General features: G+C 41.1%; 16 protein-coding genes. 1 reads left to right on the top strand and 15 read right to left on the bottom strand.

Annotated elements, in window-relative coordinates; genetic code table 11:
• Positions 1-38: 38 nt before the first annotated feature.
• The 14 genes from BN6556_RS19980 to BN6556_RS19915 all read right to left on the bottom strand — a co-directional run bounded on the left by BN6556_RS19980 (position 39) and on the right by BN6556_RS19915 (position 15622).
• Entirely contained in the window at positions 39-836 is a 798-nt protein-coding gene (locus BN6556_RS19980; RefSeq protein WP_066195479.1) for an MBL fold metallo-hydrolase, read from the bottom strand.
• Between the two features lies 1 nt (position 837).
• Positions 838-1773: a two-component system regulatory protein YycI gene (locus BN6556_RS19975; RefSeq protein ID WP_066195476.1), complete on the bottom strand. Its 936-nt coding sequence runs from the start codon at positions 1771-1773 to the stop codon at positions 838-840.
• Positions 1754-3118 carry a YycH family regulatory protein gene (locus tag BN6556_RS19970; protein ID WP_066195473.1) on the bottom strand — a complete coding sequence of 455 codons (1365 nt, stop codon included), beginning with the start codon at positions 3116-3118 and terminating at the stop codon, positions 1754-1756. Before BN6556_RS19970 ends, BN6556_RS19975 begins: the two co-directional genes overlap by 20 nt.
• Entirely contained in the window at positions 3115-4941 is a 1827-nt protein-coding gene (gene walK, locus BN6556_RS19965; protein ID WP_066195470.1) for a cell wall metabolism sensor histidine kinase WalK, read from the bottom strand. The genes BN6556_RS19970 and walK overlap by 4 nt, the downstream gene beginning before the upstream one ends.
• A 5-nt stretch (positions 4942-4946) precedes the next feature.
• Entirely contained in the window at positions 4947-5651 is a 705-nt protein-coding gene (gene yycF, locus BN6556_RS19960) for a response regulator YycF (protein WP_066195467.1), read from the bottom strand.
• A gap of 874 nt (positions 5652-6525) precedes the next feature.
• Positions 6526-6822 (bottom strand): hypothetical protein, encoded by a 297-nt coding sequence (locus BN6556_RS19955; protein WP_066195465.1) that lies wholly within the window; start codon positions 6820-6822, stop codon positions 6526-6528.
• The gene (locus BN6556_RS19950; RefSeq protein ID WP_066195462.1) at positions 6815-7111 is read right to left on the bottom strand and encodes a DUF2089 family protein; all 297 of its coding nucleotides are present in this window, start codon (positions 7109-7111) and stop codon (positions 6815-6817) included. The genes BN6556_RS19955 and BN6556_RS19950 overlap by 8 nt, the downstream gene beginning before the upstream one ends.
• Positions 7112-7372: 261 nt before the next feature.
• Positions 7373-8662: an adenylosuccinate synthase gene (locus BN6556_RS19945; protein ID WP_066195459.1), complete on the bottom strand. Its 1290-nt coding sequence runs from the start codon at positions 8660-8662 to the stop codon at positions 7373-7375.
• 228 nt (positions 8663-8890) lie between these two features.
• Positions 8891-9598, bottom strand: coding sequence for an ABC transporter permease (locus tag BN6556_RS19940; RefSeq protein WP_066195456.1), 708 nt, complete (start codon positions 9596-9598; stop codon positions 8891-8893).
• Positions 9595-10443: an ABC transporter ATP-binding protein gene (locus tag BN6556_RS19935; protein WP_066195452.1), complete on the bottom strand. Its 849-nt coding sequence runs from the start codon at positions 10441-10443 to the stop codon at positions 9595-9597. The genes BN6556_RS19940 and BN6556_RS19935 overlap by 4 nt, the downstream gene beginning before the upstream one ends.
• A gap of 290 nt (positions 10444-10733) precedes the next feature.
• A complete protein-coding gene (gene dnaB, locus BN6556_RS19930) occupies positions 10734-12089 on the bottom strand; it encodes a replicative DNA helicase (RefSeq protein ID WP_066195449.1) in 1356 nt (451 codons plus the stop codon).
• A 141-nt stretch (positions 12090-12230) separates the two neighbouring features.
• Positions 12231-12677 (bottom strand): 50S ribosomal protein L9, encoded by a 447-nt coding sequence (gene rplI, locus BN6556_RS19925; protein WP_066195444.1) that lies wholly within the window; start codon positions 12675-12677, stop codon positions 12231-12233.
• Positions 12674-14653 (bottom strand): DHH family phosphoesterase, encoded by a 1980-nt coding sequence (locus BN6556_RS19920; protein WP_066195441.1) that lies wholly within the window; start codon positions 14651-14653, stop codon positions 12674-12676. Before BN6556_RS19920 ends, rplI begins: the two co-directional genes overlap by 4 nt.
• Before the next feature lie 33 nt (positions 14654-14686).
• A complete protein-coding gene (locus BN6556_RS19915) occupies positions 14687-15622 on the bottom strand; it encodes a YybS family protein (RefSeq protein ID WP_066195439.1) in 936 nt (311 codons plus the stop codon).
• 238 nt (positions 15623-15860) lie between these two features.
• On the opposite strand from BN6556_RS19915, the gene BN6556_RS19910 reads away from it, so the two are divergent.
• Positions 15861-16634, top strand: coding sequence for an HAD family hydrolase (locus tag BN6556_RS19910; protein WP_066195435.1), 774 nt, complete (start codon positions 15861-15863; stop codon positions 16632-16634).
• Positions 16635-16865: 231 nt separating this feature from the next.
• On the opposite strand, the gene BN6556_RS19905 is transcribed toward BN6556_RS19910, so the two are convergent.
• Positions 16866-19895: a hybrid sensor histidine kinase/response regulator gene (locus BN6556_RS19905; RefSeq protein ID WP_066195432.1), complete on the bottom strand. Its 3030-nt coding sequence runs from the start codon at positions 19893-19895 to the stop codon at positions 16866-16868.
• Positions 19896-19959: the final 64 nt, after the last annotated feature.

Raw genomic sequence — 19959 nt, 5'->3', positions numbered from 1 at the left:
GCTTGTCCGCCTTCATCTGCTCTTAAGAGGGATACCGATTAAATAACCTGATAAAGCGGTGTCGGCACCTTGGGATCAGTGTCGTGCAGCATAAGTTTATTACCAATATCAAAACCATACTCGGTTAAGCTGTTGGTTACCGACATTCTTGCTAAATCCTTCATGTTATTATCTTTGCTTAAATGAGCCAAATAAATACGCTTGGTTTGATTATCAATAATATCCTGTAGGGCAAAGGCACAATCTTCATTGGAAACATGCCCACTATCACCTAGAATACGGCGTTTGACGCTCCAGGGATAATGTCCCATCCGCAGCATTTCCACATCATGGTTCGCCTCAAATATCAGGGCATCGGCAGCCTCTACGGTTTTCTTGATACGTTCCGATACATAGCCTAGATCCGTAACAAGTGCTACCTTCTTACCATGATGATGAAAAGTGTAAAACATTGGATCTGCTGCGTCATGGGAAACCGCAAAGGACTCTACATCCATATCACCGAACGTCTGGACCGTTTCCATATCAAACAGGAATTTCTGGTCCAGTGCAATCTTGCCTATCGAAGACTCCATCGCCTTCCATGTCTTTTCATTGGCATAAATCGGCAGGTTATATTTTCTAGCAAAAATGCCTAACCCTTTAATATGGTCACTGTGCTCATGTGTGACCAGAATCCTCGATAGGCTGCTGGGATCGACATGGATCTCAGAAAATAACCGCGTCATTTCTTTTCCACTTAAACCAGCGTCTACTAAGATCCTCTCTTTTTCTGTTCCTATATAAAAAGCATTCCCCGTACTGCCTGAAGCTAGTACACTAAATTGCATCGTCATCTTACTCCACTCCATCTATTTCTTGAAATTGATTGATTAACTCTTCGAGAAATTCATCCACCTGTTCTTCGTCCCATGAATCATCAGCCGCCTGCATATCTACACTGCTGCCGCCACTAAAGTATTGATTCGTCTGTGTGCGCATTTCATCAATGAATTCACTGGTATTACGCGCCGTGATATGTCTTTCAAAGGCATTCACATAAAAATATTCATCCTCATTCACTTCAAATTCCCAAGTAGGGGCAAGCACCTGCACGCCATTTGGCAGTGGAAGCAAGTTGTGATAACCCAAGGTCACTTCACTGGTAATCTCATCACCGGAGTTAATATAACCTCCCCGGGAATACAGCACATCCAAGGCGGCAAAAGGATGATTGATTTCCTCCTCTTCTTGTGGCTCAGGAGTTTGCGCCAGACCAGTCTGTAAGTAGTTCACAGGCTGTCCTTGTTCATTTTCCTGGACAAGAATAACGGCACTGTGGTTGAAATAAATCGGCCGCTCTAAGTTTTGAAAGTAAATATGGGTATTGGTTTCTTCATCCTTGCCAAAATAACTATACTCTTCAAAATGCCAAATATAGTTGCCCACGGCTTCCGGATTTTCATCTATATCTACATCTAAGGGCTCATTAAATCGTGAAATAATCAAATGATTATCCAATATCACACTGGATTGTTCAGGCAACGCATTGATGGCCTCGACATCTTCTCCGCTTAATTCTTTTTGCTCTGCATACAGCATCGCTTCTTCCACGGGCGGATCGGATGGCAGATTATCCAATCCATTGACATTATTACGCAGGTTCTCTTCCTGTGGGACATCTTCGGTCAACTCAATATTCGATCTTGGGTTGTTGATAAAGTGGTGTAAGAGGAAAATATCCAAAACAAGAAAACAAAGGATAAATAATGTCTTAATTTGTCCCCATTGCATCTGGTTTCCCCCCTTGGTTCGCTGGCGCTACATCACTAGAAATGTACTCCCAGCCACTATACGTTTCTACACACCACGTGGGAATCAAGGCGAAATATTGACCACCTGGCTGCTGTTCCAGCTTATAGCCTAGTTGAATATCTAATATTTGACTCCAATCAAAGCGCTCCGACTCATCCAGATAATCTTTCAATTCTCCACCTGTCATCAAATCCGTTGCCGATCGTTCATAGGATCGCGTCAAATTCATTAATGGACGACTGTAGCGGTAAACACTCTGGTTCTGATACATAATGTTAATACTAGCTAATCCCTGTGTAGAAAAAACTGGATAATTGTCATGTGTCAGGCGAAATTCCACCGTTTGACTAACATCACTTAAACCGGACAAACGATAATAAGTGCCCTGTCCCATAAACCAGCCATTATGCGAGTTAATATGGCTAATCGCACTGCTCAATAGATAATCGGACGGATTCATCGGTTCTTCTAAATCGGCATCCTGTGCATCAGAAATCGAGAAGTTCGTGTATTCCATAGCATAATCACGAACAGCCAGTTCCCGTTGACCATCACTATATACCGTACCACCCTGTATATCCGGTGAGCTAGCAACCGTTGATGGCTTACGGAAGAAAATATTCAAAAAGTTAGTTGAATCGGCATTGATCGTTTCAAAACGTACCATCCGGCCGTTAATTTCTGGTTTTTTTGGTATATAGACGGTTCTGTCATTATTAATCGTCGCCTCTATCAATTCGGTAAGATCGTTCTCTTCCCGCTGATTCATAAAGTATTCGATGACTTGATTAATATTCTGAACACTTGCCGTGATATCAACGCCACCGTCATTTTCATTATCAAAAATAATCTGGTTGTTCGACAGATTTTCATCTAAAATAATATAGATTCGTTTAAATTTGCCATCAAAACGCATCGTGTCATCCACAGCTGGAAAGATATCTCTAATCGAAGAAAAAGGAATATCCGTTGGAAAAACGATTTCTGCTACCTGGCTGTAATTACTACGTTCGAATGCATTCTCCTCTGTCATTATCTCAAAATCATAGATCGTCCAACTAGCAATATCATTAAATATATCCCTTTCCACCGTTTTATCTTGGAGAGCGAAAGGTGCGTCACCATCATGAAGTAATAATTGGTTAGGCCAAACAAGGTTCTGCTTGTCATCCGTGGTGCCATTCATCTGCGCGTCCGCTGCCATATCACTATTGGACGTCTCATAATCTCCTTGGAAAGTCCATAGTCCTAGGGTTAACAGCAAGCTTAGCGCAACTAAGAAAACGAGTAAGACGGTCTTGAGAAATTCCACATTCAATTTCATTGCTGATTACCTCGCTTTCGATTCGGCAACGGAAGCGTGAAGTAAACCGTTGTTCCTTTTCCTTCTTCACTGGTGGCCCAGATTTTCCCGTGATGGGCATCGACGATTTCCTTGGAAATAGCCAAGCCTAAGCCCGTACCGCCCAATTCACGTGAACGTGCCTTATCCGCTCGATAAAACCGGTCGAATATCTTATCTACCTTCTCTGAGGCAATCCCTACCCCTTGATCACGGATGCTTACCCTTACGCGGTGTGCTTCTTTGACCACGTGAAAGGTAATCTTGCCTCCCTCTGGGGAGTATTTAATCGCATTGGAAATCACATTATCCATTACCTGGGTAATCTTATCCTGATCCACCCACACATAAATGGATTCTTTCGGGATATTCCGTTCAATACGGATTCGTCCTTTCTCATTCATTTCAAACCGGTCCAGGATAAGGTGAAATACCGGTGTCATATCGATGATTTTTTTGTACATCACCTTTTCTTTATGATCCATTTTCGATAGCTGCAACAGATCATTTACCAAGCGAATCATCCGTTCCGTCTCGGTCTGTGTCACACTCAAGAATTTTGGCGCTAGTTCCTTATTCTCTAAGGCCCCGCCATCTGTAAGCGCCTCTAAGTAACTACGCATCGTCGTTAACGGAGTGCGCAATTCATGCGATACATTGGAAACAAACTCTTTTCGTTCTCGTTCTACTTTCTCTTGTTCCGTTACGTCACTAATCACCGTAATTAATCCACTGAATTTGCCATCTTCATCTTCTACGATCGAGAAGTTCGCCTTAATCAAAAAGAGCTCATTGTCATCACTAAAGTCAATCGTTAAAGAGCCCGTATCTTCTAATTCTTCTAGTTCGATGGCTTTATCCTCGATCTGCAGCACATCCATGATGGGTTTTCCTTTGACTTCATATAAGGACATGCCAATTAATTGTGTTGCCGGGGCATTCATTAAGGTTACCAGCCCACTCTCATCGGTGGCAATCACCCCGTCGGACATATTGGAAAGCACAGAGCTCAACTTACGTCGTTCTTCTTCAGTCGTCTGATTGGCCAGCTTCAGCCTGTCATTCATATCATTAAAAGTCGAAGCAAGCTGCCCGATTTCGTCCTGTCCATAGACGTTTACCTTTCGAGAAAAATCACCACGAGCCATGCCCATCGCCTGTTTACGCATTTCTGTAATCGGTTTGGTGATCGACCTAGCTACCAGAATACCGATGATAATCGAGACTACTACGGCCAAAATTGTACCATTTAAAAAAATCTGGTTAATTTCCCGCAGCTGGTCATAGACCTCCTCAACAGAGGCCTCGACATAGATGGCCCCGACTGATACATCACCATCCGTAATCGGCAAAGCCCGCACAAAAACCCGATCGTTAGTTTGCTTATTTCGCCGGATGGCTTCATCTGCATTGCGATATTGAAGGGCATCGCGGATACTGCTGTTGCCTGATATCTTCTTGCCAATCATATCTACTTGATTGGACCCAAGCACGCGGAACTGTGAATCAACCACCTGTAAATCGGAGAACATCTCACTGGAGTAGCGCGAGGTAATATCCCTTACTTCCTCTGTCAAACTCGGTCCTTCCGAATCTTCCGTCCGTTCTTTACGAAAAGGCTCTTCCAAGTTAGATACCAATACTTGCAAGCGGTCCTCTACGTTCTGTTTATGATTCTCTAACAAACTCTCTTCTAGCTTCTGACCAAAATAGGCGCCAATCACCTGGATGGCCAATAATAAGAACAAGGTTAAGACAATGATAATCTTGACACGAATCGACTGAAAAAAACTAACCTTATTCATCGAATTTACTCCTGTTCAGGATTCCGCAGATAATAACCTACACCTCTTCTAGTCACAATCCATAATGGATTACTAGGATTATCCTCTATTTTTTCCCGAAGACGTCTAACGGTTACGTCCACCGTGCGGACATCGCCATAGTAATCATAGCCCCAGACGGTTTCCAATAAATGCTCACGTGTCATGACCTGACCAATATGGCGCGCTAAATAATGTAATAACTCAAACTCACGGTGGGTCAATTCGATGTATTCGCCCTCACGCGTCACCGTATAGGCATCGGGATGAATCACCAAGGAACCGATAGAAATATCACTGTTATCCCGTTTTTGATTCGTCGGTTCTACCTGTAAACGACGCAGATTAGCCTTTACCCGCGCAATTAATTCCCGATTGCTGAACGGTTTGGTTACATAGTCATCTGCCCCCATCTCCAATCCAAGTACCTTATCAATCTCAGCATCCTTGGCTGTCAACATAATAATCGGCATGCTGTGGGTTTTACGAATTTCACGGCATACTTCATTGCCATCTTTATTAGGCAGCATAATATCTAACAAGACAAGATCCGGATCTTCCGAAGTCGCCTGTGAAATGGCTTCATCACCATCGTAAGCCAGTACCACCTCATAGCCCTCTTTCTCCAGATTGAATTTCAATATATCAGCGATTGGCTTTTCGTCGTCTACTACTAAGATTTTCTGACTCATAAAAGCACGTCCTTTTTTCTATAATTTTATCGCAGTGTAACTGGCTGTATGACTCCCTTTTCTAGAACGAAGAAAACTTGGAGATGCCAACCGCCATTAACTGCCCAATTGGTTCAACTAACATTCATGATAGGTTTGGTAACAGACTAAAATCGCAGCGTCTTGCCCTTTGAATGAAGTTTCACTTTTTCCTATACTACTATTCTAACCGAAATGAACGGAAATGTCTTATTCCTTCTATTGTCTAGTGTGTTTATTTTTTCATAGGGTTATATTTCCATTTCACCCTAAAAAACATCGATATGTACGGCATGCTTGATCTGGTAAAAAACCCTTGCTACGATAATGGTAACAAGGGTCTTAGGTGTCTGTCTATCTAGTTTAAAGGATATCGACTGTATTTACCAATAATCCACCTTTATTTTGATTGGGAAAAGCGCACAGGAAGCGATCTTGCTGATGAGGAGGCTAAAGCCTTGTCTCGAAGGTTCGCAGGCTAAGATCACGACCTCCTGTCGTAACGCCTGCACTTGCACGTCCTGTGCATCGAAGCGAAACCTATTTCCGCAGCGCTGCCTAGCACCGACAAACGATCAACTTTACGATATAACATAGACGGACTCGTTACGTTCCATCATCCAACTGATCGGTTTCGCGATTCGTTCCAGGTCAACACCATTCCAAGTCCTGTTATACCAAGAATTAGTACTTTCTTTGGAATGAAATCTCACTTTATTTAAATTTTTTTGCAAAAGTTGAAACTTTTTTAGTAAGTGATACGTCTATTATAGTAGATTCCCCTTTTGATAATGGCTCGGTTTCGACTGAGCTATTGTCGATTTTTTTATGATTCGTTAACTAGAGCGGAAATCCGTTATTTTAAATCTTTAATTTTCATTTTTTCATCAGCATTGTTTCGATATTTAAATTTATTAAAGTGGTCATTAATGTAAAAAATAAGAACGATGACAAGTAGCATTAAAGATGGGAAAGCTCCTAATGTGGCACTTACGGTTAAGGCAAGACCTGCGGAGATTATCCAGGTAATTATAGGTAATACCCATAAGTTCACCCCGAATTTTTTTACTAAAATCATTTCCAACGCTCCTAATAGAAATCCAATGAGTATTATCATCACTCGAAGATCTGGACCCAAGATTAATTCATCCATTCTCTTTCACCCTTTCTTTATATTTTTCAATTAGATGTTTCGCCGTTTCATAAGTAAATTGATCATCCAAAGCGAGCTTTTTAATATAATGTACATAGGGGTCTTCTTGTTTTTCATCGACTAGCTTTATTCGTTCCATTAAATGATCTAATCGATTACGTACGGTTGGATAAGAAACGGTATATATTTTTGACAATTCTTTAAGCGAGCCAGAACTTAATATAAAATTCTTTATAAATCGAATCTCTTCATCTTCTAATTGAAATATCCAATTACTTTCTTTTGGCATGTATGTTTCACCACCTGTTTAAACTTATTTAATTGAATAAATAATTAATATTTTGCACCTTATAAAATAACTTCACATCAACGAGACAAAAGATCACTTAACCAAAAAGTAATCACTATAATGCAGAGCTTGATTATCTTAGAATGGCAATATATACACCCCTATTTTCAGGTGCAAAAGTTGAGTGAATAAGAAAAACACAAAAAGCGCATAAAAATATAGGAAAACCGCTTCGTAATGGATACGAAGCGGTTTGTTATGTTAATTACTATAGACACTGCGAACGACGTTGGTTTGAGAACGGTCTGGTCCAACAGAAAAGATTGATAAAGGAATACCAGTAAGTTGGGAAATCCGCTCTACATAATGACGAGCATTTGCTGGCAGTTCATGCAAGCTCTTCACACCCGTGATATCCTCGGTCCAGCCCGGCATTTCTTCATATACTGGTTCACATTCTGCCAAGGCCTTTAAGCTGGCAGGAAATTCCTCGATGATTTCCCCACGATATTTATATGACGTACAAATCTTCAATGTCTCAATACCTGTTAGTACATCAATCGAATTCAATGACAAATCAGTGATCCCGCTGACACGACGAGCATGGCGGACAACTACACTGTCAAACCAACCAACACGGCGCGGACGTCCAGTGGTTGTTCCGTATTCACGGCCAACTTCACGAATCTGATGGCCTATTTCATCATCCAGTTCTGTCGGGAACGGACCATCACCGACACGAGTTGTATAGGCCTTGGATACGCCAACCACATGATCAATCTTGGATGGCCCCACACCTGAACCAATCGTTACCCCGCCGGCAATCGGGTTCGATGATGTAACAAACGGGTAAGTACCCTGGTCAATATCCAGCATAACCCCTTGTGCCCCTTCAAAAAGCACTCGTCGACCTGCGTCAAGGGCATCATTTAAGACAACCGATGTATCGACCACATATTTCTTTAATTGCTGACCATAGGCATAATACTCGTCAATGATGTCTTCAACTTCCATGCGCTCGATCTCGTATACCTTTTCAAATAAACGGTTCTTCTCTTCCAAATTGCTTTCCAGTTTCTCACGGAAGGCATCCTTATCCAATAAATCGGCAACACGGATACCAACGCGCGCTGCTTTATCCATATAGGCAGGGCCGATCCCCTTGCCTGTCGTACCAATTTTATTAACGCCCTTCGCCTCTTCTTGTAACATATCTAATTTGATATGATACGGCAAAAGCACGTGCGCCCGATTACTGATTCGTAAATTATCGGTGTTTACCCCTTTATCATCTAAGTATTTTAATTCCTCGACCATCGCCTTTGGATCAATTACCATACCATTTCCTAGTACACACACCTTCTCTTGGAAAAATATTCCTGAAGGTATTAAGTGTAGTTTATATGTAACACCATCAAACTTAATCGTATGACCTGCATTGTTACCACCTTGATAACGTGCGACTACTTCTGCATTTTGTGAAAGAAAGTCGGTGATCTTTCCTTTCCCTTCGTCTCCCCATTGTGTTCCAACAACGACTACTGAAGACATAAACGGCACCTCCGCCTTATTAATTTATTCACTCCGAACTAATTTTACCAAGCTTATCCGGCAATGTCAATTAAATTACGAACAATATGAAGTGCATTATCAAAAATGTTCGTGAATATATACTTTTTTATGTATCTTAAGAACTGGTTTATCAATGAAGATAGCAAAAGCCAATGACAGAACGATTTTGTCCTGTCATTGGCTTGGTAGGTTACTGCGTTTACTTGTTTAATCTGTCATCCGTTTCCTAAACGTGATAACAGTCAAGGTGATGGATACGACAACCCAGGCACCGATAATGGCAAACGGTTTCGTTAATTCAGACAAGCCAGCTCCCGAATCCTCTAATCCTGCGATTTCCTCCAACTGAATTCCTGGTGTATATGCTAATATCTCTAAAAAGCTGTACTGATCTGCAAATGCCATGAACATGTTTCCCATGCCAAAGATAAACATGACTGGAAGGATATAGACAGAGGCCTCAATAACACTTTTGGTGATCAATCCCATCCATGTTCCCAATCCAATAAAGAAAATAAGCGTCAGCACAACCCCTGCTATTAGGGCGCCTCTTCCTGCCAATGAAAAATCCATAAGAAACATACTAATTCCCACAACAACAACAGTCATCAGAATACTGACAGCACTTTTCCCTGCCAATATTTCTGTTAGCGTAGCCGGAGATAACATCAGTCCTCGCAAAGTGTTTTTCTCTTTCTCTTCTGCTATCATCGCGCACTGCAGAAAAGCAGCCACCAAGGCAAGTGAAATACTAATGACAAACAAATGCATCTCGATGGTTACCTGATCCATTCGTCCATATATCACCGCGAAAATAAGTGGCATGATTGCTGTAGAGGACACATACATATTTCGATATAAATCCTTAAAATCCTTTTGAAAAATGGCTGTAAATCGTTTGACGGAAAACGTCATACCAGTTCCCTCCCTGTCACTTCTACAAAGATATCTCCTAATGTTGGTTCTTTTGTATAAATACGCTCCACCATTTCCCGGGAAATATATTGTTGAATTTCCTCAGCACTTGATGCTTTTAATGGCAGTTCTAATGTAGTGCCGTCTTTTAATTCTATCTCAATCAGATCTTCCCGATATTGTTTCTTCAACTGTTTTGGTTCATCTAACAGCTGAACAACTCCTTTATTTAAAAAGGCAACCTGGTTACAAATATGGTCAGCCTCTTCCATATTGTGAGTAGTCAAAAAGATCGTTGTTCCTTGTCTATTTAATTCCTTCAGACCACGATGGATATGCTTGGAGTTAGCCGGATCCAATGCGGAAGTCGGTTCATCCAAAAATAATAACTCCGGCTGATGCAACAGAGTTCTGGCTAGTAATACACGCTGGATCATTCCCTTAGAAAGCTTGGAAACCAATGTCTTCTGCTCCTCTTTCAAATTAACGGCTTCCAATCCCTCTGTAATTCGTTGAAGCGGTACGTCATATAAATCGGCGTAAAGTTTTAAGTTGTCATAAATCGATAATCTCGTATACAAACCACTATTATCCGTAACTACTCCAAATCTTTTACGATATTCTGGTGTATTTAATTTAGCGGCCGGCATGCCAAACACGTTTGCTGTACCGGATGTTTGCTTCATTTGCCCTGTTAATATTTTGATGGTCGTTGTTTTTCCGGAACCACTAGGTCCTAAAAAACCGAATGTTTCTCCTTTCTTCACTTGAAAGGAAACGTCTTGTAATGCTTGCTTTTTACCAAAAACCTTCTCTAAGGATGTCACTTCTATTATATTCTCCACTTCCAAAACCTCCTGCATGGGATGACTTGCTTGTGGTTATAGCATAGCTTCTTTTAGACCAATATGCAGTGGTTTTTAGATAAATGGAGGGAATTTGAGGGTGAGTAGCGATTATTTCCGAGTCAATAAACCTTCATTCGTAGTGAATTTATCTTTTTTACAAAATGCCATCAATAAACAACGTCTATCTGGTCTGATACGGCATTCAAAGTAAAATTGTTCCACATCCTATAACATCAAGAATACTTTCTTATCGCACAAAAAACCGCCAACATAAGGGGATTTACTCCTTATCCTGGCGGGATATCACCTTCTTGATAGCGGTGGTCAAGATCCACGAATTTATTAAATTCTTTGACAAAGGCTAAGTCTACGGTGCCAACTGGACCGTTACGCTGCTTGGCAATAATGATTTCAATGATATTCTGTTTCTCTGACTCTTGATCATAATAATCATCTCGGTATAAGAAACCAACGATATCGGCATCCTGCTCGATACTTCCCGACTCACGCAAGTCCGACATCATCGGACGCTTGTCCTGTCTCGATTCTACCCCACGAGACAGCTGTGATAAAGCAATTAATGGTACATTAAGTTCCCTTGCCAACCCTTTTAAGGAACGGGAAATCTCTGAAACTTCCTGCTGGCGATTATCCGTGGAACCCATACTTCCCTGGATTAATTGCAAATAATCGATCAAGATCATCCCCAAGCCATGTTCTTGCTTTAACCGTCGACATTTCGAACGAATTTCACTGACGCGGATGCCTGGGGTATCGTCAATATAAATACCAGCATTTGATAGACTCCCCATCGCCATGGAAAGCCTGCTCCAGTCTTCCTCTTCCAACGCCCCCGTCCGCAGACGCTGTGCATCGATATTTCCTTCGGCACAGAGCATACGGGAGACAAGCTGATCTGCCCCCATCTCCAAACTAAAAATCGCGACGTTTTCCGATGTTTTAATCGCTACATTTTGAGCAATATTCAAGGCAAAGGCCGTCTTCCCTACCGACGGACGTGCAGCAACAATAATTAAATCATTACGCTGAAATCCAGAGGTAATTCGATCTAAATCACGGAATCCTGAAGCAATCCCGGTTACCTCGCCGCTATTCTTATGAAGTTGATCGATATTATCATAGACCTCGATTAACACGTCTTTGATATTCTTGAACGAAGAGGCATTTTTTCGATTCGAAACCTCTAAAATACGTTTTTCGGACTCATTTAGAACCTCGGCTACTTCGTCTTCCTTGCTGTAACTGTCGGTGACAATATCAGTAGCCGTCCGTATCAACCGGCGCAGGATGGATTTCTCCTCTACGATACGGCAATAATACGAAATGTTTGCAGCCGTTGGTACAGCATTTGCTACATCACTTAGGTAAGAAACGCCACCAACGTCATCCAGCTGCTGCTTATTTGCCAATATTGTTGTAGTTGTTACAATATCGATTGGCTCTGATTTATCGGCTAATTCCATCATCACACGAAAGATAATTTGATGGCTAGCGCGATAGAAATCCTCTGGCATCAATATTTCCGAAGCACTAGAAATCGCCTCTGGTTCTAAGAATATAGCCCCCAGTACCGCTTGCTCGGCTTCCATATTATGTGGCGGCTGTCTCCCAACATCTGACATTACTTGTACACTCCTTCACCAGGCACAGGTACAAAAGGCGTTTTGCAATACCTTTTGCCCACAGGACTTCACCGTGTCTTTGCTGCCTTTTTAACGAAGCCCGTCACTTGTGCTGTGACAAGACTTCGATTCTTTCATTCGTTATGCTTCTACCACATGTACACGGATCGTTCCTGTTACATCGTGATGAAGCTTTACCGGCACGTTGGTATAACCAAGCGCACGGATAGGCTGATCAAGCTCAATTTTACGTTTATCCAGCTTGATATCATGTCCTTTCTTCAGTGCCTCGGCGATTTGTTTACTAGTTATTGAACCGAATAAACGACCATTATCTCCTGATTTAGCGGTAACCTTCACTTCGATGTCAGCTAAGTCTTTTTTTAATTGTTCTGCTTCTTCGACCTCTTGCTGTTCTTCTTTCTTTGCTTTATTTTTCTTTGCCTCAAGTGCTTTTAGATTAGCGGTATTTGCTTCGACGGCTTTGTTATATTTTAATAAAAAGTTACGAGCATAACCATCTGATACGTTTTTTACTTCGCCTTTTTTCCCTTTTCCTTTAACGTCTTCTGTGAATATGACTTTCATTCTTCATTTCCTCCCTCATAAAATTCATCTATGATTTCTTTTAACCATTCATAAGCATCGATTACGGCCATTTCATCTAATTGAGTGGCAGCATTCGTTAAGTGCCCGCCGCCATTCATTTTCTCCATAATCACCTGTACATTCACATTACCCAAGGAACGGGCACTAATACCGATTCTGCCATCTTCACGCTCTGAAATGACAAAGGAGGCCTCAATACCGCTCATGGTAAGCAGGATATCTGCCGCTTGTGCAATCACAACAGGACCATACGTTTCTCGTGAATTTCCTACCGATATCGCAATATTATCACGATAAATATTTGTATTTTCAATTAATCTGCTTCGCTTCACATAAATATCCAGATCTTCCTTCAAGAACTTCTGCACCAGTACAGTGTCCGCTCCTCTCGATCGTAAATAGGAAGCAGCATCAAAGGTCCGAGAACCTGTTCTTAAGGTGAAACTTTTCGTATCGACAATAATTCCCGCTAATAAGGCCGTGGATTCCAGCATATTGAGCGCTAGTTTATTCGGTTGATATTCCAATAATTCCGTTACTAGTTCACTGGCTGATGAGGCGTATGGTTCCATATAGACTAATGTCGGGTGATCAATAAACTCTTCTCCACGCCGGTGATGATCAATCACCACGACATGATCTGTCTTGGCAATTAACTTCTCTTCCTGCACCAAAGCTGGTTTGTGTGTATCCACAATGACAAGCAAGGTATCCTTAGTAATCATCTCCATCGCAGAAACGGGATCAATAAAACGGGACCACAGCTCTTCATCTTCCCTAATTCCTTCCACTAAACGCTGCACCCCTGTGTTCACATCATCCTCGTCTAATACGATAAATCCTTCTGTATCATTGGCCTCCACAATTTTCAATACCCCGATGGATGAACCAATCGAATCCATGTCTGGCGCTTTGTGGCCCATGATCATGACACGACTGCTTTCTTTCACTAGCTCCTTCAAGGCATGGGAGATGACTCTTGCCCTTACCCTTGTACGTTTCTCAATTGGATTTGTTTTCCCTCCATAGAAACGTGTCTTGCCCGTCTCTCCGTCTTTAATGACCACTTGATCGCCGCCGCGTCCCAAAGCCAAGTCCAGACTCGATTGGGTCAGCTCGCCAAGATCCGGTAACCGCTCGTTGCCTAGTCCTACACCAATACTCAAGGTTAAGGGGATATTATTATTAGAAACCTGTTCACGTACCTGATCTAAAATTTCAAATTTTGTTTTTTCCAAATTTGCCAGTATCTTCTGATTCAGCACCGCCATAAATCGTTCTTGGGATGTCCGCTTCAAATAAATACCGTTTTCGTTCGCCCATTTATTAAGGGCAGATGTCACTTGTGAATTGATATAACTCTTCGGTGTATCATCCATATTTTGCGTGATCTCTTCATAGTTATCGAGAAAAATCGTTGCTAATACCGTTTTTTCATTTTGATAACGCCAGTAGATTTCCATCTGTTCGGTACGATCAAAGAAATATAACAAGCGTTCTTCTTTCTTGTGGTATACATAAAAATCATATTGGTCTATCTTCAGCCAAAAATGCTCTTTATCCTCTTTCAGATAAGACAGAATATCCGCTGATAATTTCTCCAAATCCATACCGACCAACGATTTCGTTTGAGAAAATTGCCACATATAAGGGTTCGTCCATTGGATTTGATCATTTTCATTATATAAAACAATTCCCAGTGGCATCTCTAACAAGGCTTCCTCGCCCACTTTTTTGACCCGATAAGAAAGCATCGATATATACTTTTCTGTCTGATTCACTAATTGTTTCTCTCGTTCGACGCTGTAATATAACGAAACAGCATAAAGAACCGTCATCACAATGCCAATTATCCAATGATTGTAAAAGAGAAAAATCAATAGGATAAAAGCCAGGATATAAATCCCAATAATATGCCATCCCATGATAGCCATCCTGTCTTTCCATTTTGACATGGTCGTCAACTCCTAACAAAGATACCCGTACTTCTATTTTTGCATTCTATCTCGTAATGCAAAGCCTAAATCAATTATACCTAAGATTCGCAGCAAATAAAGACCCATCATCGGAAATAATATCGTTGTAATAATTGCAATCACTGGTAAAGCCCTTGACTGCCCCTTTACATGGGTATAAAAGAAAATAAGCGATAAACCCTGCAACGCAATCAAAATACCAAGTAAATGGTAAAGATTCAATATTGCAGCACCAACTAAAGGTCCCATCCCATTTCCTACAAACAGCGTAAACAGCAACAAAATGAAGTAAGCCCACACGATCGCTTTTGGAAATCTAAAATGACGAAACATAGGGAAGGTATATTGATTCTCGATCCGATTGCCTCGGTTCAGCCATTTGAAGGTAAACCATTCTGTGATAAATGCATAAATCATGGATAGGAGAACTAATGCAACGGGGAATAGCTGTATTAAATTATTTAATTGTTGTTGGATCAGTTCAAAGTTCTGTTCTTCTGCTCCTAATGCCCCCAATAAATTCTCCGTCATCTCCATCGACTCATCTACTGAATCCATAAATGTATCCAAAAGTGAAATATTTAATACCAATTCAATAAAGAGATAGATAGCAAGAAACCCCAATACAAATCCAACCGTTCCATTTGCCCAAATCTCATAAGGATGGCGTTCTTTTTTCAACGCCCAGCCGATCGTCCCTCCACTCAATAAGGCAAGCATGGTAAGCGGGATTGATAATGCCGGCTGAACCAGAAAGGAAACAGCAAGCAGCGCTAACATGGCTATCATAAAATGAGGAATCGGATAGTTCTTAACAAGAAGAACTACTGGAATCGGTAAAAGAAATACCATAATAACCTGCAACGGTAAAAAAATAGACACCAGCAGCAGGACAAGAAATATACCGAGATACATAAAGAAATCTTTCTTTATCGGCTGTCGCTCCATTTTGAAACACCTCTATCACTTCAATTTATGCGAGAAAATCACCAATCACTTTCTCTACTTGGAAAAAGCACAGCGATAAAGCGCTGTGCTTCTCATCGAACACTTTTACTATCCTTATTATATATGAACTAGCTTGCTGCGACAAATAAAGTGGCATATCAATCCCCCGACAAATATATGCACAATCTCCGATTATTCAGTATAATGTAGGCAGGAATCAAAAGAGGAGGCAATCAAGATGACAAAGACCATTATATTTGACTTAGATGACACCCTGCTATGGGATAAAAAAAGCGTCAAAACCGCATTTGAAAAAACCTGCCAGTTAGCCGCGGAAAAGTACGATATGGATCCCGAACAATTAGAGAAGGCCGTTCGTGAACAGGCACGCACCTTATACCAAGGCTATGAAACCTACGAATTTACACAGATGATCGGGGTTAATCCCTTTGAGGCCTTATGGGGAAATTTTCTAGATGACCATACCTATTTTAAGGAAATGGCGGCCATTGTACCGGACTACCGTAAACAAGCTTGGACAAATGGCTTGAAGCAAATTGGTATTGATGACGAAACACTTGGTACCTATTTAGCGGAACAATTCCCGGAAAAACGTAAGGAAAGCCCATTTGTTTATGAAGAAACCTATGCCGTGCTTAAAAAATTACAGCCTGATTATCAATTAATCATGCTTACCAACGGATCACCAGATCTGCAAAATACCAAACTAACGATCACTCCGGAATTGCGACCTTATTTTGACCACATTATTATCTCGGGTGATTTTGGCAGGGGTAAACCGGACCCAGCCATCTTTAAGCATGTATTGGAGGTCGCCGGCGTTACCAATGAAGAGGCCTTGATGGTAGGAGACAATCTGATGACTGATATCCTCGGCGCCAACCGAACAGGTATTAAGAGTGTCTGGATTAATCATGAGGGCAAAACAGCGGAAGACGTAAAGCCTACATATGAAATTTCGCGTTTGGAGGAGTTATTAGAAGTTCTCTAGATATTCAAATGATAAGCGGGAAGCCTGTTTCCAGATTTCCCGCTTTATTCGTTTGCTGATAGCAAGGAAGATTGTTCCACATGAAACATCACTTTTTATGTAATGCTTTATGGCACAACAAAAGAAAATCCAACACGTAATCCCTTGATTGCCCCAGAGTTCTGTAAAAATAACTACGAACAAGAACCAACTTTTTACGCTCTCCTCGATTTTTAACCCATTACATCTACTTTACCTGTCAACGGTAAAAGAAAACAACGTCCCTTCATTTACTACACTGTTGATGGTCAATCCCTTTCCATAATGCTTTCTTAATCGCTGTTCCACATTCAGAATACCTACACCAGTATGGCTTGTTGATGATTGTGTCAGCACCTGTTGGACCTTCGTTTGGCTCATCCCTACGCCATTGTCTTCCACTTCAATGACAGCCTGAGACTGATTTTGTATCTTATAACATCGAATAATAACCGTACCACTGCCTGGCTTTTTCCTAATTCCGTGTTGTACCGCATTTTCCACTAACGGCTGGATAGAAAGAAACGGAACAGTAACATCTGCTGTATCTCCAATTTCCCATTTCACCTGCAGTAAATCACGAAACCGGACCTGTTCAATATATAAATAAGACTGGACAATACTTAACTCTTCCTCTATAGGAATAAAACGATCCATTTGCTGAAACTGAAATTTACTTCTTAAAAAATGACTAAATTCGTTTAGTAACTGTCTCATTTCCTCCACATTGGATTCACTCAAGGCAATGACAGCATTCAGCGTATTAAATAAGAAATGCGGCTGTATCTGTGCTTGCAGCCAAGATGTTTCTAACTGCAATTGTTCCTGTGCTACCCGTTTTAAGGCAATCAACGAATCCGCTCGTGCCCGAAGTTCAACGGCTTCCACCGGTTTGGATACATAATCATTGGCACCTGCAGCAAAACCTGTTTCCATATCAACCGTTCCGCCAGTCAACAATAATACCGGTAATTCGGTCAATGAATAGCGTTCTCTAATCTTTTGCGTCAATGTATATCCTGATATTTCGGGCATCATAATATCTGAAATTACCAGATCCCACTCCTGCTTTGTTAATTCATCTAATGCCTGATAACCGTTTGAAACAAGCTGTATCCGATAGGCATCTTCTGAAAAAACACTGTTCATCGCCAGTAAGTTAGCAGGGGTATCATCAATCACCATGATAGATGGTAACGTCCCCGTCTGAGGATTGGAATGTATTGGTTCTTCATGTTCTTTCGGGCTTATCGTTGTTAGTACTTCTTCTCTGGATAGGGAAATGGATTCCTGTGCAGAGGCTAGCTTTAACGTGAAACGGAAGGTTGTACCTACTCCTTCTTTAGAATCCACCTCTATGCTGCCGTCATGGAGTTCTATTAGTTGTTTTGTAATACTTAATCCCAAACCAAAGCCGCCTTCTTGCAAGCCATGCGGTGTATGTCCTTGTTCATAGGGTTGGAATAATCGTTTTAGTGTGTCTGGACCGATACCAACTCCCGTATCTGTCACACTAATGACTGCCTCTTGTCCCTTCACATTGGCCGAAATAACGATACTTCCCTCTTTTGTATACTTGATAGCATTATCGATTAGATTAAATAAAATCTGTGTTACTCGATTTTCATCTGCATATATCGGCGGAAACTCCTTGCTGATGTCATTAACTATTCGTAAATGTTTGACATCCAACGAGAATTGGAGCAGATCCAAAACTCCAGTCACGATCGGTTCTAATACGATGGGCTGCTTATTTAACCTTGGTTTACCATGCTGGAGATGTCTCGCCTCCAGTAAATCAGTCAACAGAAGCCGTAGTTGTCTTCCCACCTTTAGGACCGATTGTAATTCTTCTTTACTCCGTAACGATAAAGTTTTTTCGTCCCTGTTTAACACGGCCTTCGATAACAATAACATACTATTTAACGGATTACGAAACTCATGAGATGTATTGGCTAAGAATTGATCTTTCTCCTCATTCATTCGTTTTAAACTGTTTGCTAAGCTTTTGGTTTCTTCATACATTTGAAAATAACCCTTAAACCAAACAAACAGGTAACAAGCTGCTGCAATAATGAAATCAAATGGATAATAAAGCAAGTGGATTCCCAAAGCTCTCCAAGCTATCACCCAAATAAAATGATGGATGACGGCAACAAAGCTTAAAACTAAAAACAAATTAGTGCTTGGATGTTGCTTATAGGCACTTACAATAGCAAAAAAGGTCACACCAACCGTAAAAAAAGAAAGGAAATAGTAGACCGGAAAAAGCATAAGGATTTGTGGTATGGATAAAAACATGGTAACAACGGCCGTTCCTAGAATAGCCATTGTATAGTATGGGATCATTTTCCGCCAGTAGGGTAATTCCTGATGATTGGTACAGTTGAGCAAGGCATAACAACCCAATAGATTCAAGGCATTTGCCAGCCGAAAATCCCATTCATAGGAAATATAAAACAACTGATGAAACAATTTATCTCCCGTACTCAAAAGCATGGTCATTACTAAGCAAAAGGTCACTAATGAAAAGAACAGCAAACGTTTGTCCCGATTCCCGGTTAGATACAAAATCAAGGTATAAGTAGCATGCGTCAAAAGAATAACAAGCATGAGAATTTGAAGATAGTGAGAAAGCTGCACTTCATTTGAAATAGATGGCTCCATCCCAAATTTAATCGAGCGAGCAATCCCGCCATTTCTCGTATCTTTAAAGTTGGCGGCTTGAATTACAATATCAATAAGACCCTCTTCATCCGCGGTAAAAACAAGGTGTTGCGGTATATTCTTTGCCGTATATCCTTCTTCGCTTGTATTAATCACACCTGCAGATGCCAGCCTCCGACCATTAACATAGATTTCTGTTGCACTTCGAATACTTGGAATGTATAAACTATAATTGACAACTTGCTCGGGATCAGTCCTAATTTTCAGGCGGTACGAACCATAACCAAAAGTAGTATGTAATTGTTCTTTCCAGCCCCCAGGTACCTCGATGGGCGCCGGGTTAATATTTGATAGTATGTTTTCCTCCATAATAAATTGAGAGGGGTAGAAATCCCACTCTCCATCTAATAACCATATCTCTTCTTTATCCCTATCCCATGTCCGTAAATCTAATTCACCTTCTTGAATATTTGACTGCGTTTCATACACGAAATTATTCATCCAAATAAATCTCAAGCTCACCAGACAGGCAATAAAAATAAACAAAATAAGTGTCAGGCGTACATAACTTTTCATCTATCTCATCACTTCCAACGTTCTTTGTTTCACTATATTATAGCATATGGTTAGGGAAGTGAAG

Origin of the sequence: Gracilibacillus timonensis, from assembly GCF_900086715.1 — a bacterium.
GTDB lineage: Bacteria > Bacillota > Bacilli > Bacillales > Amphibacillaceae > Gracilibacillus > Gracilibacillus timonensis.
Note: the sequence above shows the minus strand (reverse complement) of the source record. Positions and strands in the feature narration are given on the sequence as shown.

What these genes read in the sequence shown, in the direction of transcription:
- dnaB (WP_066195449.1), bottom strand. Translation starts at nt 12,089, where the DNA reads ATGTCAGATGTTGGGAGACAGCCGCCACATAATATGGAAGCCGAGCAA.
- BN6556_RS19945 (WP_066195459.1), bottom strand. Translation starts at nt 8,662, where the DNA reads ATGTCTTCAGTAGTCGTTGTTGGAACACAATGGGGAGACGAAGGGAAA.
- yycF (WP_066195467.1), bottom strand. Translation starts at nt 5,651, where the DNA reads ATGAGTCAGAAAATCTTAGTAGTAGACGACGAAAAGCCAATCGCTGAT.
- BN6556_RS19920 (WP_066195441.1), bottom strand. Translation starts at nt 14,653, where the DNA reads ATGTCAAAATGGAAAGACAGGATGGCTATCATGGGATGGCATATTATT.
- BN6556_RS19910 (WP_066195435.1), top strand. Translation starts at nt 15,861, where the DNA reads ATGACAAAGACCATTATATTTGACTTAGATGACACCCTGCTATGGGAT.
- BN6556_RS19905 (WP_066195432.1), bottom strand. Translation starts at nt 19,895, where the DNA reads ATGAAAAGTTATGTACGCCTGACACTTATTTTGTTTATTTTTATTGCC.
- BN6556_RS19940 (WP_066195456.1), bottom strand. Translation starts at nt 9,598, where the DNA reads ATGACGTTTTCCGTCAAACGATTTACAGCCATTTTTCAAAAGGATTTT.
- BN6556_RS19915 (WP_066195439.1), bottom strand. Translation starts at nt 15,622, where the DNA reads ATGGAGCGACAGCCGATAAAGAAAGATTTCTTTATGTATCTCGGTATA.
- BN6556_RS19970 (WP_066195473.1), bottom strand. Translation starts at nt 3,118, where the DNA reads ATGAAATTGAATGTGGAATTTCTCAAGACCGTCTTACTCGTTTTCTTA.
- BN6556_RS19950 (WP_066195462.1), bottom strand. Translation starts at nt 7,111, where the DNA reads ATGCCAAAAGAAAGTAATTGGATATTTCAATTAGAAGATGAAGAGATT.
- walK (WP_066195470.1), bottom strand. Translation starts at nt 4,941, where the DNA reads ATGAATAAGGTTAGTTTTTTTCAGTCGATTCGTGTCAAGATTATCATT.
- BN6556_RS19975 (WP_066195476.1), bottom strand. Translation starts at nt 1,773, where the DNA reads ATGCAATGGGGACAAATTAAGACATTATTTATCCTTTGTTTTCTTGTT.
- BN6556_RS19955 (WP_066195465.1), bottom strand. Translation starts at nt 6,822, where the DNA reads ATGGATGAATTAATCTTGGGTCCAGATCTTCGAGTGATGATAATACTC.
- rplI (WP_066195444.1), bottom strand. Translation starts at nt 12,677, where the DNA reads ATGAAAGTCATATTCACAGAAGACGTTAAAGGAAAAGGGAAAAAAGGC.
- BN6556_RS19980 (WP_066195479.1), bottom strand. Translation starts at nt 836, where the DNA reads ATGACGATGCAATTTAGTGTACTAGCTTCAGGCAGTACGGGGAATGCT.